Origin of the sequence: Streptomyces sp. NPDC057616, from assembly GCF_042800575.1 — a bacterium.
Classification (GTDB): Bacteria; Actinomycetota; Actinomycetes; order Streptomycetales; family Streptomycetaceae; genus Streptomyces.
On sequence record NZ_JBHVGU010000037.1, the window covers coordinates 1 to 15,051 of the forward strand.

A 15,051-nucleotide genomic window follows, 5' to 3' on the forward strand; every position below is an offset into this window, starting at 1 on the left:
GGGCGCTGGCCTCCGGCGCCCGCGCCGCGCGCGAGGTGCTGCGGGACCTGCGGTCCTAGCGGGCCGGTAGATCCTATGGCGGGCCGGCAGGTCAGGGCGGTGCGTCGCGCCGCTGCTTCTCCTCGTGGAGCAGTGCATCGAGGTCGCTGAGCCGGTCGAGGCCGCGCACCGCCTGCGACATCCGCGGGTTGCCCTCCAGGCGGGTGCGGTGGCGGTGGAGGAAGGACCAGTAGCCCGCCGTGAAGGGGCAGGCGCGGTCGCCGACGCGGTCGGTGGGGCGGCAGGCGCACGGGCCGCACAGGTCGCTCATCCGGTGCACGTACGCACCGCCCGAGGTGTAGGGCTTGGTGGTCATACGGCCGCCGTCGGCGTACTGCGACATCCCGACGACGTTCGGCACCATCACCCAGTCGTAGCCGTCGACGAAGCAGCGGTGGAACCAGTCGGTCACCGCGGCCGGGTCCCAGCCCCGCTGCAGGGCGTGGCTGCCGAGCAGCATCAGGCGCGGGATGTGGTGGGTCCAGCCGGTGTCGCGCACCTGCGCCAGCACGGTCGCCAGGCAGTTCGCGGTGACCGCCTCGGCGTCCAGCTCCAGGAACCACTCCGGCAGCGGGGCGTGGTGGTGCAGCGCGTTGCGCCGGCGGTAGTCCTCGCCGAAGTACCAGTACAGCTGCCACACGTACTCGCGCCATCCGGCGATCTGCCGTACGAAGCCCTCGACGCTGTTGACCGGCGCGGACCCGGCGCGCCAGGCGTCCTCGGCCCGTTCGGCGCACTCCAGCGGATCCAGCAGCCCGAGGTTCAGCGAGGACGACAGCAGACTGTGGCTCATGACCGGGTCGGCGGCGAGCATGGCGTCCTCGTGCGGCCCGAAGCCCGCCAGCCGGTGCTCGACGAACCTGCTCAGGGCGGCGAGCGCCTCGCGGCGCGTGGCCGGGAAGAGCCGCGGGCCGTCCCGTCCCACGAACCGGATGCCGTCCTCCCGCTCCCAGCGGTCGAGGTCGTGGCGGACCTCCTCGTCCACGTCGTCCTCGCGCGGCCGGTAGGGGGCCGGCGCCCCCAGCGTCCGCTCCCCCTTCGGCGGGGGCTCGCGGTTGTCGTGGTCGTGGTTCCAGCGGCCGCCCGCGGGCTCGCCGCCGTCCATCAGCAGCCCGTGCCCGCGCCGCACCCAGCGGTAGAAGTCCTCCTGGCGCAGCTTCTGCCCGCCCTGCCCGTCCGCCCAGGCGCGGAAGTCCTCCTGCGGGACGAGGAACCCGCGCACGGGCAGGATGGTGAGGCCGGGGATCGACGACACCAGCCGGAGCGCCGCACGCGAGGTGGGGTGATGCACCGTCAGGGGCCCCTCGTCCACCGCCTTCCGGAGCCCCTCGCGGTACGTCTCCGCCTGCACGTACCGCACCCGGTCGCCGAGTTCGGCCGCGCGGTGCCGCATTGCCGACAGGACGAGATGGGCCTTGGCGCGGTGGAAGCGCCGGCGGCGGAAGACCGACCGGGCCTCGATCATCACGACCGGTGCGCCGCGGCCGGGACCGCCGTCGCCCGGAGTCAGGAAGTGCGGGCCGAGCTGGTCGCCGAACAGCCAGTGGGGGGTGGCCATGGGGAGCTCCTCAGTCGCGGCCGCGGGCGTGCTTGAACCGGGCAAGTCCCTCGGAGAGTTCGATGACCGGGTCGGGGTAGTCGTCGAGCGCGGCGCGGTCCAGCCCCTGCAGCTTCCACGGCTCGTGCACCGACGGGCCCTCGATCCCGGCGAGCTCCGGCACCCAGCGGCGGACGTACGCGCCGTCCGGGTCGTAACGCTTCGCCTGTGTCACGGGGTTGAGGACCCGGTTGGGGCGGGTGTCGGTCCCGGTGCCGGCCATCCACTGCCAGTTCATCTGGTTGTTGGCGACGTCGCCGTCGACCAGGAGCTCCAGGAAGTGGCGGGCGCCCTCGCGCCAGTCGACGTAGAGGGTCTTGGTGAGGAAGCTCGCGGTCAGCAGGCGGCCCCGGTTGTGCATCCAGCCCTCATGGCCGAGCTGGCGCATCGCCGCGTCGACGATCGGGTAGCCCGTGCGGCCCTCCTTCCAGGCCCGGACGTCCTCCTCGGCCTCGCGCCCCGAGCGCCAACGGTCGTGCTTGGTGCGGTAGTCGGAGCCGGCGGACGCGGGCCGGGCCGCGAGGACCTGGCGGTGGAAGTCGCGCCAGGCGATCTGCCGTACGAACGCCTCGGCGCCGGGGCCGCCCGCGGCGCGCGCCCGGTGGACGAGTTCGACGGGGGAGAGCGTGCCGAAGTGCAGATGCGGCGAGAAGCGCGAGGTGGCGTCGCCGGCCAGGTCGTCGTGGCGGTCCTCGTACGCCGAGATCCCGCTGCGCAGCCAGGAGGACAGGCGCCTGCGGCCCTCGGCCTCGCCGCCGGCCGCCAGGCCCTCGGACAGCCCCGACATGCCGGAGCGGGACGGGAGTTCCTCGGAGCCGACACCCTTCGGGACGTGCACCGTGCGCGGTGCCGCGAGCGTGTCGCGCAGGTGCACCTGGGACCACTGCCGGAAGTAGGGGGTGAAGACCGCGAAGTGGTCCGAGGAGGCCGGGGTGACCTCGCCGGGCGTCACGGCCGTGGTCACCGTGTCGTGGACGTGCAGGCGCCGCCCTTCCGACTCCAGAGCGCGGCGCAGCCGTTGCTCGCGCTGATGCGCGTAGGCGCTGACGTCACCGGCCATGTGCACCTCGTCGGCGTCCGTCTCGGCGACCACCTTGCACACCTCGTCGACCACGTCGCCCGAGCGCACGATCAGCCGGCCGCCCCGCTCCCGCAGCCCGCCGTCGAGGTCGCCGAGGCAGTCGGCGAGGAAGGCGAGCCGGTTGGGGGCGGCGAACCCGGCGTCCGCGACGCCCCGGTCGCGGACGAACAGGGGCACCACTTCGTCGGCCTCGTTCGCGGCCCGCAGCGGGGGATGGTCGTGCAGACGCAGATCCGCGGTGAACAGGACGACCGAGACGTTCATGGTGATCTCCGGGGAGCGGGTGAGGGGCGGCCTTCGAGGTGCTTCGGGTCCTGCGGACGCGGCGGATGCGGCCGTCAGCCCCCGGACGCGGTCCGGCCTTCCGGCCCCATCTGGTTGCGGACCGCGGCGAGGGCGATGTTGCGGGCCATGCCGCCGAACACGACGGAGTGGAAGGGGGAGACGCTCCACCAGTAGGCGTGGCCCAGCAGCCCGTGCGGGTGGAACAGGGCCCGCTGGCGGTAGCGGGTGCGGCCGCCGGCGTCGTCCTCCGCGTACATCTCCAGCCAGGCGAGGCCCGGCAGCCGCATCTCGGCGCGCAGCCGCAGCAGCCGGCCGGGCTCGATCTCCTCGACCCGCCAGAAGTCCAGCGAGTCGCCGGTGCGCAGATGGGCGGCGTCCCGCCGGCCCCGGCGCAGCCCCACGCCGCCCACCAGCCGGTCCAGCCGGCCCCGCACCGCCCAGGCCAGCGGGAAGGAGTACCAGCCGTTCTCCCCGCCGATCCCCTCGATCACCCGCCACAGCGCCCCGCGCGAGGCATGGACCGGCAGCTCCCGCTCGTCGGTGTAGAGGCTGCCGCCCGCCCAGTCGGGGTCGGTGGGCAGCGGATCGCTGGGTGCGCCGGGCACCGAGGCCGACGACCAGCGGGTGGTGACCTTCGCGTCGCGGATGCGCTGCAGGGCCAGCCGTACCGCCTCGTCGAAGCCGATCGGCTGCCGGTCCGTGTCGGGCATGTGGCGCGCGATGTCGTGCTCGTCGCAGACGACCTCGTGGCGCAGCGACTCCGCCAGCGGCCGGGCGATCGACGCGGGCACCGGGGTGACCAGGCCGACCCAGTGGCTGGACAGGCGGGGGGTGAGCACGGGCACCGGCACGATGACGCGCCGGGGCAGTCCCGCGACCGCGGCGTAGCGCATCATCATGTCCCGGTACGTCAGCACGTCCGGACCGCCGATGTCGAAGGCGCGGCTGACGTCGGCCGGCATGGCGGCGCTGCCGACGAGGTAGCGCAGCACGTCCCGCACCGCCACGGGCTGCAGCCGGGTGCGCACCCAGCTCGGGGTGACCATCACCGGCAGGCGTTCGGTGAGGTAGCGCAGCATCTCGAAGGAGGCCGAGCCCGAGCCGATGACGACGGCCGCGCGCAGCACCGTGGTGGGCACGCCCGAGTCCAGCAGGATCCGGCCCACCTCGGCGCGTGAGCGCAGGTGCGGCGACAGCTCGCGCTCCGGCACGTGCGCGGGCGTCAGGCCGCCGAGGTAGACGATGCGCCGCACCCCCGCGGCGCGGGCGGCCTCGCCGAAGATGCGCGCCGCCTTCCGGTCGGTCTCCTCGAAGTCGTCGCCCGTGCCCAGCGCGTGCACCAGGTAGTAGGCGACGTCGATGCCGCGCATCGCCTCGGCGACCGAGCCGGCGTCCGTGACGTCGCCCTTGACCACCTCGGCCTGCCCGGACCACGGATGGTCGCGCAGCTTGCCGGGGGAGCGGGCGAGGCAGCGGACGCGGTGCCCCGCGTCGAGAAGCTCCGGCACCAGCCTGCCGCCGATGTATCCCGTCGCCCCGGTCACCAGGCAGTGCAGGCCCTTTCCGTCGTCGTCAGCGTTCATCAGCTCGGAGTCCTTCGCGTCGATGTGCTCCTGTGATCACTTCCACGGGCGCCGCCGCATCGGATGCGGGCCCTTCTATAGGCTGATCGCGTGGCCACAGCAGACGACCGGGAGCAGCCGGCAGCCGCCTCGCCGGGATCTGACCGAGTACCCGCCGAGGGGGCCGGCCTGCACTCCCTCGCCGTGCAGCTGCGCCGCATGAACGGCGAGATCAACCGTCTGGTCCATGGTTTCGCCGGTGATCAGGGACTGCACGCCACGGACGTCCAGGCCCTCGCGGCGATCCTGGACGCCGAGGAGCCGATGACCCCGAAGCGGCTGCGCGAGCACCTGGGGCTGACCTCGGGCGCCGTCACCGCCTGCGTCGACCGGCTGGAGCGCGCCGGGCACATCCGCCGGGTCCGGGAGAACGCCGATCGCAGGGTGGTGCACCTCTACTACGCGGCCGACGCCAGGGCGGCGGCCCGCACCTACTTCCGTCCGCTCGCGAAGGCGGCGGACGCGGCCTGCGCGCAGTTCACCCAGGAGGAGCTGTCGGTCGTGCTGCGCTTCCTGGCGGCCATGAACGCGGAACTCGCCCCGCTGCGGTCACCCGGTACCTGAGCTGCGGAAAGCCGCCGCGTCCGGCCGGTTTCGAACCGGCTGCATCCGCAGGGGACCGGATGGTGGAAGATCCGTTGTCGCTTACGATCGGCACCCATATAGCTCAATCATTGAGATTGTTTTTGATTGAGTTACCTGACCGCCAAGCCTGGAGAGCCATGTCCCTCACCCCGCGCCGGGGCCGCATCCTCCTGCCCCTGCTCCTGCTCGTCGTCTGGATCGGCATAGGCGGGGTCCTCGGCCCGTTCGCCGGCCGGCTCGGCGAGGTCGCCACCAACGACCAGGCCGCCTTCCTGCCGCGCAGCGCCGAATCCACCCAGGTGATCGCCGCGCAGCGGGCCTTCCGGCAGGACGAGACGCTGCCCGCCGTCGTCGTGTGGACCGACGACGGCGACGGCTCGATGAGGGACCGGCAGGCGGCGGCGGGACGCGCGCTCGCCTCCGTGACGGACGTGCCGGGCGTGACCGGCGACGTGTCGCCCGCGCTCCTGTCCAAGGACGGCAAGGCGCTCGAAGGGGTCGTGCAGCTGCGGCCCGACCTGGGCAAGCGGCTGGGCGACAGCCTGGACCGGATCCACGCCGCCGCACAACAGGTCCCCGGCGCCACCGTCCAGCTGGCCGGGCCGGCAGCAGGCCAGGCCGACCTTTCCGACGCCTTCGCGGGCATCGACGGGCTGCTGCTGGCCGTCGCCCTGGCGGACGTACTGGTGATCCTGCTGCTCGTCTACCGCAGTGTGCTGCTGCCACTGGTGATCATCCTGGGGGCCGTGTTCGCCCTGGGTCTCGCCTGTGCGGTCGTCTACGCCCTGGCCGACCACGGTCTCGTACGGGTCGACGGCCAGGTGCAGGGCATCCTCTCCATCCTCGTCATCGGTGCCGCCACCGACTACGCCCTGCTGATCACCGCCCGCTACCGCGAGGAACTGGCCGAGCGCGCCGACCGGTTCGCGGCCGCGCGGGCCGCGCTGCGGCAGTCGTGGGGCGCCGTCGTCGCCAGTGCCGCGACCGTCGCCCTGGGGCTGCTCGCCCTGCTGATCAGCGACCTGACCAACAACCGGGCGCTCGGGCCGGTCGGCGCGATCGGCATCGTGTGCGCCGTCATCAGCTCGCTGACCTTCCTGCCGGCCGTGCTCGTCCTGCTGGGCCGCGCCGCCTACTGGCCGGCCACCCCGCGCCCCGCCGCCGACGGCCACGGCGTGTGGCGGCGCGTCGCGGCGCTCGTCGACCGGGCGCCGCGCAAGGTCTGGGCGGTGTCGCTGGCCGTCCTGCTCGCATGCGCCGCGTTCGCTCCCACCCTGGTCGCCAAGGGCGTCCCGCTCGACGAGACCTTCGTCGACGACGCGCCGTCGGTCGCCGCGCAGCAGACCCTCGCCGAGCACTTCCCGGGCGGCTCCGGCAACCCCACCGTCGTCATCGCCGACGCCGCACGCCTGGACCGCGTGGTCGCCGCCGCCCGTACGACCAAGGGCGTCGCCTCGGCCGCCGGTGTCACCGAGTCCGGACGCCCGGGCGGTACACCGCTCGTCGTGGACGGGCGGGTGCGGGTGGACGTCACCCTGAGCGCGGCCGCCGACAGCGACGCCGCCAAGAGCACGGTCGCCCGGCTGCGGACCGCCCTGCACGCCGTGCCGGGGGCGGACGCCCTCGTCGGCGGCTACACCGCCCAGCAGTACGACACCCTGAAGACCGCCGAGCGGGACCGCACCCTGATCGTGCCCGTGGTCCTCGCGATCATCTTCCTCATCCTGACCGTGCTGCTGCGCTCCCTGCTGCTGCCCGCGCTGCTCGTGGCGACGGTGGGCCTCAACTTCCTTGCCACGCTGGGAGTCTCGTCGCTGGTCTTCCAGCACGTCCTCGGCTTCACCGGCAGCGACCCCTCGGTGCCGCTGTACGGCTTCGTGTTCCTGGTGGCGCTGGGCGTCGACTACAACATCTTCCTGATGTCCCGGGTGCGGGAGGAGTCCCTGCGGCACGGGGTGCGCCAGGGTGTCCTGCGCGGACTGGTCGGTACCGGCGGGGTGATCACCTCGGCCGGTGTGGTGCTCGCCGCGACCTTCGCCGCCCTCGGCGTGATCCCGCTCGCCTTCCTGGCCCAGATCGCCTTCATCGTCGCCTTCGGCGTCCTCCTCGACACGCTCGTGGTGCGGTCGCTGCTGGTGCCCGCTCTCGTACGGGACCTGGGCGGGGTGGCGTGGTGGCCCGGACGGCTGTGGCGCGGATCCGCCCAGGCCGCCGCACATGACCACGCGGATCGCGGGCAGGCGGACTGTAGGCAAGCAGCCGGGTGAAGCACGAGGAACGAAACTGGAGGTGTCGGCCGCTATGGGCGCGAAGGTGTTGGAGCGATTCCCAGCCGGAGCTCCTCGTGGATCGTGGCCGGCGGAGGAGTACGCCGCGAAGCGCCGCGCCGAGGGCCAGTCCGCGACCGTCGTCATGGACCTGAAGTCGGACGCGTTCCTCGTGGTGGTACCGACGGGCGACGACGACTGACAGAACACGGTTGATCCGACGGGCGGTTGACGGGTTTCCCGTCAACCGCCCATGAAATTCCGCATTCCGCCATACGAGAACCGTCGGGAATTCCTTGACGCTTCTCGGCGCCGCCTGCCACGATCGACGGCATGACCATGCGACTGGACCTCACGCGGCGACGCCATGTCGACCTCGCACGTGTCTCCAGCGCCTCCTGTTGCCACGCGGCCTGATCCGCACCCGGATCCGCCGTATTCCGCGACACGCCACACCCGCGTGCCGCGTCTTCTCTCCCATCGCCTGAATTCACCGCGCTGTCGCGCCCTTTCGAATTCGGCGTGCCCGAAATTCCGCAACAGGAGTTCCGCATGCCCCAAGAGCCCGCGAAATTCGCCTACTGGGTACCCAACGTCAGCGGAGGACTCGTCACCAGCACCATCGAGCAGCGCACCGACTGGGGCTACGAGTACAACCGCGAACTCGCCGTCCTCGCCGAGGACAACGGCTTCGACTACGCGCTCAGCCAGGTCCGCTACATGGCGAGCTACGGCGCCGAGTACCAGCACGAGTCCACCAGTTTCAGCCTCGCCCTCCTCCTCGCCACCCGGCGCCTGAAGGTCATCGCCGCCGTCCATCCCGGGCTCTGGCACCCGGGCGTGCTCGCCAAACTCGGCGCCACCGCCGACCACCTCTCGGGCGGCCGCTTCGCCGTGAACGTCGTCTCCGGCTGGTTCAAGGGCGAGTTCACCGCCCTCGGGGAGCCCTGGCTGGAGCACGACGAGCGCTACCGCCGCTCCGAGGAGTTCATCCACGCCCTGCGCCAGATCTGGACCGAGGACCACACCCAACTCGCCGGGGACTTCTACCGGTTGCGGGACTTCTCCCTCAAGCCCAAGCCGCTCAGCACTCCCGAACGGCCGCACCCGGAGATCTTCCAGGGCGGCAACTCGTCGGCCGCCCGCGCGATGGCCGGCCGGGTCTCCGACTGGTACCTCTCCAACGGCAAGGACTTCGGCGGAGTCGTCGAGCAGATCGAGGACGTACGGGCGTCGGCGGCTCAAGCCGGCCGCAGCGAACCGAAGTTCGGCCTCAACGGCTTCCTCGTCGCCCGCGACACAGAGACCGAGGCACGCGAGACGCTGCGCGAGATCGTCGCCAAGGCCGACACCGAGGCCGTCGAGGGCTTCCGCGGTGCGGTGAAGCAGGCCGGTCAGTCCACCGCCGACCGGAAGGGCATGTGGCAGGACTCCTCCTTCGAGGACCTCGTCCAGTACAACGACGGCTTCCGTACGGGGCTCATCGGCACACCCGAGCAGATCGCGGAGCGCATCGTCGCCTACCGGCAGCTCGGCGTCGACCTCTTCCTCCTCGGATTCCTGCACTACCACGAGGAGGTCGAGTACTTCGGGCGGCGCGTGCTGCCCCTGGTGCGCGAGCTGGAGTCCCGGCTCCCCGACCGCCGGCCCGACCCGGCGCCCCTGCACGTCTGACCGGCAGCCGGCCACGCCGACCGACCGTCCGCCGCCCCACCGCCCGCCGTAGCGCGTGGCGCCCGTGCCACGTCCCGCGACCGCCCTGCGACCGCCTGCTGTCACCGTGTCCCGCGACGCCTCCCGCGACCGCTCCCCGAAAGAGGACCCATGCCCACCGTCCTGTCCGTCTCCGGCAGCCCCTCCGTCTCCTCGCGCACCAACCGCCTGCTGCGCCACCTCGACCAGAGGCTGATCGCCCAGGGCCACGAGGTGATCCCGCTCGACGTCCGCACCATCCCCGCACAGGCGCTGCTCGGCGCCGACTTCCGCCATCCCGCCATCACCGCGGCCGCCGAACTCTTCGCACGGGCCGACGGCGTGGTCGTCGGCACACCCGTCTACAAGGCCGCGTACTCCGGCGTCCTGAAGGCGCTGCTCGACCTGCTCCCGCAGTACGCCCTGACCGGCAAGACCGTGCTGCCGCTCGCCACCGGCGGCTCCACCGCCCATGTCCTGGCGATCGACTACGCGCTGCGCCCGGTCCTCAACTCCATGGGGGCGAGCCACATCGTGCAGGGCTGGTTCACCCTCGACAAGGACATCTCCGTCGACGAGGACGGCTCCCTGACCGTCGCCCCGGCCGCCGCCGAGGCCCTGGGCCAGGTGGTGGACCAGTTCTCGCTGGCCCTGGGCCGTACCCCGCTGCTGGCCGCGGCGAGCTGAGCGCCGTGTCCGCCCATGTCGTCGCGGACGACGCGGAGGCCCTCGCCGTCGCGGCCGGGCTGGCCGACGATTTCCGCGCGGGAGCCTCCACGCGCGACGCCGAACGCAGGCTCCCACGCGAGGAGTTGGACCGCCTGTCGGCCTCCGGGCTGCTCGCGGTCACGGTGCCCGCCGAGCACGGCGGCGCGGACGTGGGCGCGTCGACCCTCGCCGAGATCTTCCGCCTGCTCGCCACCGCCGACGCCAGCCTGGCCCAGATCCCGCAGAGCCACTTCGTCTACGTCAACGTCATCCGCCGCCAAGGCACCGAAGAACAACGGAAGTTCTTCTTCGCGGAACTCCTCGCCGGCCGCCGCTTCGGCAACGCCCAGTCCGAGGCGGGCACCCGGCACGTCCAGGACATCCGCACCCGCCTGGAATCCCGGCCGGACGGCTCGTACGTCCTCACCGGCGTCAAGCACTACTCCACCGGCGCCCTCTTCGCGGACTGGATCCCGGTGCTCGCCCGCGCCGAGGACGACACCCTGCAGGTCGCCTACGTCCCCGCCGACGCCCCCGGCGTCGAGGTCGTCGACGACTGGGACGGCCTCGGCCAGCGGACCACGGCCAGCGGCACCGTCCGGCTCGACGGCGTCCCGGTGCCGGGTGACCGCGTCCTGCCGCACCACCTCACCTTCGAGGGCCCCCAACTCCACGGCGCCGTCGCCCAGTTGCTGCACGCCGCCATCGACACGGGCATCGCCGTGGGGGCGCTCGCCGAGGCCGTGGCCTTCGTCCGTACCAAGAGCCGTCCCTGGTTCGAGAGCGGCGCCGAGACGGCCGCCGAGGACCCGCTGCTGATCCAGCGCATCGGCGAACTCGCCCTGCACACGAGGGCGGCGGAGGCGCTGCTGCGCGAGGCGGCCCGCGCGGTCGACACCGCGAGCGCCGGCCTCACCGACGACTCCGCCGCCGAGGCGTCCGTCGCGGTCGCCGCGGCCAAGGTGCAGGCCGCGCAGGCCGCGGTCGATGTGGCGAGCGCCCTGTTCGAGGTGTCCGGCACCCGCTCGGCCCTCAGCTCTCTGAATCTGCACCGGCACTGGCGCGACGCCCGCACCCACACCCTGCACGATCCACCCCGCTGGAAGCTGCAGCACATCGGCCGCTACGTGCTGAGCGGCACCCGGCCGCCCCGCCACGGCCTCCTGTAGAAACACGCCTGATCGGAGACCCCACGTGTCCCTCACCTTCCACTGGTTCCTGCCCACCAACGGCGACAGCCGGCATGTCGTCGGCGGAGGCCACGGCACCCCCGCCACCGCCGCAGGACGGGACCGGCCGCCGACGGTCACCTATCTGAGCCAGATCGCTCGCGCCGCCGAGGACCTGGGCTTCGTGGGGGCGCTCACCCCGACCGGCGCCTGGTGCGAGGACGCGTGGCTGACCACCGCCATGGTCAGCCAGAACACCGAGCGGCTGAAGTTCCTGGTCGCCTTCCGGCCCGGTTTCGTCTCGCCGACACTCGCCGCCCAGATGGCCGCCACCTTCCAGCGGCAGAGCGGCGGACGGCTGCTGCTCAACGTCGTCACCGGCGGTGAGAGCCACGAGCAGCGGGCCTACGGCGACTTCCTCGACAAGGACGCCCGATACCGGCGCACCGGTGAATTCCTGCAGATCGTCAGGGAGTTGTGGGCGGGAAGGACCGTGGATCTGCACGGCGAGCACCTGCGCGTCGAGGACGCGAAGCTGGCCCGGGTGCCCGACCCGGTCCCCGACGTGTACTTCGGCGGGTCCTCGCCCGCCGCCGGGGAGGTCGCCGCGCGACACGTCGACGCCTACCTCACCTGGGGCGAGCCGCCCGCGCAGGTCGCCGAGAAGATCGCGTGGATCCGGGGCCTGGCGGCGCAACGGGGCCGCACCCTGCGCTTCGGCATCCGGCTGCACGTCATCACCCGCGACACGTCCGCGCAGGCATGGGCGGAGGCGAACCGGCTGCTCGACGGCTTCGACCCGCAGACCGTGCGGTCCGTCCAGGCCGGCCTCGCCCGCAGCGAGTCCACGGGGCAGCAGCGCATGCTCGCCCTGCACGGGGGCGGCAACCTCCCCCACTCTCGACGTCCCTCGAGCGGGGGGACCCCCACCGCCCTCGAGATCCACCCCAACCTCTGGGCCGGCATCGGCCTGGTGCGCGGCGGGGCCGGCACCGCGCTCGTCGGCAGCCACGACGAGGTCGCCGAGCGGATCAAGGAGTACCACGCCCTGGGCATCGACGAGTTCGTGCTCTCCGGCTATCCGCACCTGGAGGAGGCGTACTGGTTCGGCGAGGGCGTCCTGCCGCGGCTCGCGGCCCAGGGACTGTGGCGGCATCCGCTCGGCGAGGAGACGGCGCCGCGGGCCCAGGTGCCGTTCGCGAGTTAGCCGTACGGCACTCCTCGCCTCACAGCCGCGCGAGCGCGGCGAGGTGCGCGTCGCGCACCTCCGAGGTCTGGCCCTGCACCAGCAGGAACATCCCCTCGCGGGCCAGCCGCTGCGCGGTGCCGTCCAGGCTCATCGCGCGGCCGCCCCCGGCCACGATCGCCGCCGTCGTGGCGGCGCGCATGAGGTCGTAGGCCCGGGTCTTGAGCGCCAGCCGTTCCTCGACGCGCTCGTGCGGGACGGGGTGCGCGGCGAGGGCGTAGGCCTGCCGGCGCACCTCGCCGAGCCGGTCGCGCAGTGCGCGCGCCGTGCGCGCCTCCCCGGCCCCGTCCAGCAGGCTGAGCGCGGCCTCGGCCACGCCGAAGACGGCGGGGGAGGCGTTGGTGTTGCGGGGGCGGTCGACGAGGGCGAACTTGTCCTGCGGGGTGCGCAGCACCACCGACTCGTCGGGCAGCCACAGCCCGTCCAGCTCCAGCGAGACCGTGCGGGCGGCACTCAGCGCCGCCAGCCGCATCGGCGGCGAGGGCCGCAGTCCCGGCTGCTCCTGGGCCTCGGTGAAGGCGAACACCACCTCGTCGGCCTCCGTCACGCCGGCCAGCAGCATCACGTCGTTCAGACCCCAGCCCGTGTACCAGGGCACCGTCCCGTCGAAGCGCCAGCCGCCGCGGTCGGCGCGCGCCCGCACCGGCACCCGGGGGAAGGCGCGGACGTGGGCGAACGCGATGCCCGCCATCAGTTCACCCGTCGCCAGCGGACGCAACAGCCGCTCGCGCACGGGGAGTTCGGCCCGCGCGAGCAGCTTCACCGGGGTGTGGTGCTGGGTCTGCACGAACCAGGTCGAGCAGCATGCCCCGGCCAGGATCTCCGACACCTCACGTGCCACCGCGTCGGACGCGTCCGCGCCGCCGTACTCCCGGGGCGCGCCCACCCCCAGCAGCCCCGCGCCTCTGATCGCCTCGATGTGGCTCGGGGGTACGCCCTCCTGGTCGACCCGCGCCGCCTGCGGGGCGAGGAGGTCGTGGGCGAGGGTGCGGGCGGCGGAGACGAGCGGGTGCGGTACGGCGGTCATGGAAGAGATTCTCCCGATGCCGCGGAAAAGAATCTTCCGATCCGGCCGTGCGCGGTGTCGATCCGGGGGCCCACCGTTCGTGTAGGAGGTGGAACACCATCCGACACAGGAGGACGTCATGACGCACTACCTGCTCAGCGTGGTCACCCCTACCGACGGGCAGCCGCCGTCCGAGGCTGAGCTCGGCGAGATCATGCGCAACGTGGAGGCCTTCAACCAGGAGCTGCGCGACGCCGGGGTCTGGGTCTTCGCCGGAGGGCTGCACGGCCCCGAGACGGCGACCATGCTCCGCCCCTCCGGTGCCGACGTGCTGATCACCGACGGGCCGTACGCCGAGGGCAAGGAGTACCTCGGCGGGCTCTGCCTGATCGAGGCCGCCGACCTGGACGCGGCGCTGGAGTGGGGCCGCAAGGCCGTGCGGGCCACCACCCTGCCCATCGAGGTGCGGCCCTTCGTGGACCAGCACTGATGCCTGGCGCCCCCGACGTCGAGGCCGTCTTCCGCGCCGAGTACGGGCGCGCGGTCTCGGTGCTCGTCCGCTTCCTCGGCGACATCGACCTCGCCGAGGAGGCGGTGCAGGACGCCTTCACCGCGGCCCTGCGGACCTGGCCGGATTCCGGCGTGCCGCCGAGCCCGGCCGGCTGGATCATCACCACCGCGCGCAACCGCGCGATCGACCGGCTGCGCCGTGAGTCCTCCCGCGCGGCCCGCCACGCCGAGGCCGCCCTGCTGCACAGCCCCGACGCACCGGCCGAGGAGGGCCCCGTGCGCGACGACCGGCTCCGCCTGATCTTCACCTGCTGCCACCCGGCCCTCGCACCCCAGGCCCAGGTCGCGCTCACCCTGCGGCTGCTCGGCGGACTCACCACCCCGCAGATCGCGCGCGCCTTCCTGGTGCCCGAGCCGACGATGGCCCAGCGGCTCGTCCGCGCCAAGGCGAAGATCCGCGACGCCCGGATCCCGTACCGCGTGCCCCGCGACGCCGACCTCCCGGACCGGCTCAGGGGCGTCCTTGCGGTCGTCTACCTGATCTTCAACCAGGGGTACGCCGGCACGCCCGAGCTGAGCGCGGAGGCCGTACGGCTCGGCCGCCTGCTCACCGAGCTGATGCCCGACGAGCCCGAGGCTGCCGGGCTGCTCGCGCTCATGCTCCTCGTCGACGCGCGCACGCCCGCCCGCCAGGACGCGCACGGCGCGCTGGTGCCGCTGCCCGAGCAGGACCGGGCCCGCTGGGACGGCGACCTGATGGCCGAGGGCCAGGCGCTCGTCCGGCGCTGCCTGCGCCGCAACCAGCCCGGCCCGTACCAGATCCAGGCCGCAGTCCAGGCCGTCCACAGCGACTCGCCCACCGCGGCCGCCACCGACTGGGGCCAGATCAGGCAGCTGTACGACCAGCTCATGGCCGTCGCCCCGAGCCCGGTCGTGGCGCTGAACCGGGCGGTCGCCGTGGCCGAGACCGAAGGCCCCCAGGCGGCCCTGGACCTCGTCGACACGCTGGACCTCGACGGCTACCACGTCTTCCACGCCGTCCGCGCGGACCTGCTGCGCCGCCTGGGCCGCGGCACCGAGGCGGTCCAGGCGTACGAGGAGGCCATCGCGCGCAGCGACAGCGCCGCCGAGCGCGGCTATCTGGAACGCCGCAAGCGGGAACTCGTCCGCCGGTGACCGCCGATGCATCGCGGGTTGCGCGTCTGACGCAGAGGTGGCGCGCACCGGGAATTTATTTTGGTGTA

Annotated in this window: 14 protein-coding genes; 10 read left to right on the forward strand and 4 right to left on the reverse strand. The window is 73.1% G+C overall.

Annotation, left to right across the window (positions count from 1 at the left end):
• Positions 1-91: 91 nt before the first annotated feature.
• The 3 genes from ACFU97_RS35520 to ACFU97_RS35530 all read right to left on the reverse strand — a co-directional run bounded on the left by ACFU97_RS35520 (position 92) and on the right by ACFU97_RS35530 (position 4,585).
• Positions 92-1,597: a cryptochrome/photolyase family protein gene (locus ACFU97_RS35520; protein WP_384264793.1), complete on the reverse strand. Its 1,506-nt coding sequence runs from the start codon at positions 1,595-1,597 to the stop codon at positions 92-94.
• A gap of 10 nt (positions 1,598-1,607) precedes the next feature.
• A complete protein-coding gene (locus tag ACFU97_RS35525) occupies positions 1,608-2,981 on the reverse strand; it encodes a cryptochrome/photolyase family protein (protein WP_384264794.1) in 1,374 nt (457 codons plus the stop codon).
• A gap of 74 nt (positions 2,982-3,055) precedes the next feature.
• Positions 3,056-4,585: an SDR family oxidoreductase gene (locus tag ACFU97_RS35530; protein ID WP_384264796.1), complete on the reverse strand. Its 1,530-nt coding sequence runs from the start codon at positions 4,583-4,585 to the stop codon at positions 3,056-3,058.
• Between the two features lie 90 nt (positions 4,586-4,675).
• Between ACFU97_RS35530 and ACFU97_RS35535 the strand changes: the two genes are divergently transcribed.
• From ACFU97_RS35535 to ACFU97_RS35570, 8 genes are all read left to right on the forward strand, one after another.
• Positions 4,676-5,188, forward strand: coding sequence for a MarR family winged helix-turn-helix transcriptional regulator (locus tag ACFU97_RS35535; protein ID WP_384264798.1), 513 nt, complete (start codon positions 4,676-4,678; stop codon positions 5,186-5,188).
• 158 nt (positions 5,189-5,346) lie between these two features.
• On the forward strand, positions 5,347-7,476 hold the full coding sequence (locus ACFU97_RS35540; protein ID WP_384264800.1) for an MMPL family transporter: 2,130 nt from the start codon (positions 5,347-5,349) through the stop codon (positions 7,474-7,476).
• A gap of 49 nt (positions 7,477-7,525) precedes the next feature.
• Positions 7,526-7,678, forward strand: a complete 153-nt coding sequence (locus ACFU97_RS35545; protein WP_384264947.1) for a hypothetical protein — start codon at positions 7,526-7,528, stop codon at positions 7,676-7,678.
• A gap of 137 nt (positions 7,679-7,815) precedes the next feature.
• Positions 7,816-7,893 (forward strand): putative leader peptide, encoded by a 78-nt coding sequence (locus tag ACFU97_RS35550; protein ID WP_384264940.1) that lies wholly within the window; start codon positions 7,816-7,818, stop codon positions 7,891-7,893.
• 135 nt (positions 7,894-8,028) lie between these two features.
• On the forward strand, positions 8,029-9,150 hold the full coding sequence (gene sfnG, locus ACFU97_RS35555; RefSeq protein WP_384264802.1) for a dimethylsulfone monooxygenase SfnG: 1,122 nt from the start codon (positions 8,029-8,031) through the stop codon (positions 9,148-9,150).
• 150 nt (positions 9,151-9,300) lie between these two features.
• Positions 9,301-9,855 carry an NADPH-dependent FMN reductase gene (gene ssuE, locus ACFU97_RS35560; RefSeq protein WP_384264804.1) on the forward strand — a complete coding sequence of 185 codons (555 nt, stop codon included), beginning with the start codon at positions 9,301-9,303 and terminating at the stop codon, positions 9,853-9,855.
• A 5-nt stretch (positions 9,856-9,860) separates the two neighbouring features.
• Positions 9,861-11,045 carry an SfnB family sulfur acquisition oxidoreductase gene (locus tag ACFU97_RS35565; RefSeq protein WP_384264806.1) on the forward strand — a complete coding sequence of 395 codons (1,185 nt, stop codon included), beginning with the start codon at positions 9,861-9,863 and terminating at the stop codon, positions 11,043-11,045.
• Positions 11,046-11,070: 25 nt separating this feature from the next.
• Positions 11,071-12,252, forward strand: coding sequence for an LLM class flavin-dependent oxidoreductase (locus tag ACFU97_RS35570; RefSeq protein ID WP_384264807.1), 1,182 nt, complete (start codon positions 11,071-11,073; stop codon positions 12,250-12,252).
• Positions 12,253-12,271: 19 nt separating this feature from the next.
• On the opposite strand, the gene ACFU97_RS35575 is transcribed toward ACFU97_RS35570, so the two are convergent.
• Positions 12,272-13,318 carry an acyl-CoA dehydrogenase family protein gene (locus ACFU97_RS35575; protein ID WP_384264809.1) on the reverse strand — a complete coding sequence of 349 codons (1,047 nt, stop codon included), beginning with the start codon at positions 13,316-13,318 and terminating at the stop codon, positions 12,272-12,274.
• A gap of 118 nt (positions 13,319-13,436) precedes the next feature.
• Between ACFU97_RS35575 and ACFU97_RS35580 the strand changes: the two genes are divergently transcribed.
• Together ACFU97_RS35580 and ACFU97_RS35585 are read left to right on the forward strand one after the other, a co-directional pair.
• Positions 13,437-13,787 carry a YciI family protein gene (locus ACFU97_RS35580; RefSeq protein WP_384264810.1) on the forward strand — a complete coding sequence of 117 codons (351 nt, stop codon included), beginning with the start codon at positions 13,437-13,439 and terminating at the stop codon, positions 13,785-13,787.
• On the forward strand, positions 13,787-14,983 hold the full coding sequence (locus tag ACFU97_RS35585; RefSeq protein ID WP_384264812.1) for an RNA polymerase sigma factor: 1,197 nt from the start codon (positions 13,787-13,789) through the stop codon (positions 14,981-14,983). Before ACFU97_RS35580 ends, ACFU97_RS35585 begins: the two co-directional genes overlap by 1 nt.
• Positions 14,984-15,051: the final 68 nt, after the last annotated feature.

Bases quoted from the DNA above. Each gene is read 5' to 3' on its own strand.
- ACFU97_RS35520 (WP_384264793.1), bottom strand. From the start codon at position 1,597: ATGGCCACCCCCCACTGGCTGTTCGGCGACCAGCTCGGCCCGCACTTC.
- ACFU97_RS35525 (WP_384264794.1), bottom strand. From the start codon at position 2,981: ATGAACGTCTCGGTCGTCCTGTTCACCGCGGATCTGCGTCTGCACGAC.
- ACFU97_RS35530 (WP_384264796.1), bottom strand. From the start codon at position 4,585: ATGAACGCTGACGACGACGGAAAGGGCCTGCACTGCCTGGTGACCGGG.
- ACFU97_RS35540 (WP_384264800.1), top strand. From the start codon at position 5,347: ATGTCCCTCACCCCGCGCCGGGGCCGCATCCTCCTGCCCCTGCTCCTG.
- ACFU97_RS35550 (WP_384264940.1), top strand. From the start codon at position 7,816: ATGCGACTGGACCTCACGCGGCGACGCCATGTCGACCTCGCACGTGTC.
- sfnG (WP_384264802.1), top strand. From the start codon at position 8,029: ATGCCCCAAGAGCCCGCGAAATTCGCCTACTGGGTACCCAACGTCAGC.
- ssuE (WP_384264804.1), top strand. From the start codon at position 9,301: ATGCCCACCGTCCTGTCCGTCTCCGGCAGCCCCTCCGTCTCCTCGCGC.
- ACFU97_RS35575 (WP_384264809.1), bottom strand. From the start codon at position 13,318: ATGACCGCCGTACCGCACCCGCTCGTCTCCGCCGCCCGCACCCTCGCC.
- ACFU97_RS35580 (WP_384264810.1), top strand. From the start codon at position 13,437: ATGACGCACTACCTGCTCAGCGTGGTCACCCCTACCGACGGGCAGCCG.
- ACFU97_RS35585 (WP_384264812.1), top strand. From the start codon at position 13,787: ATGCCTGGCGCCCCCGACGTCGAGGCCGTCTTCCGCGCCGAGTACGGG.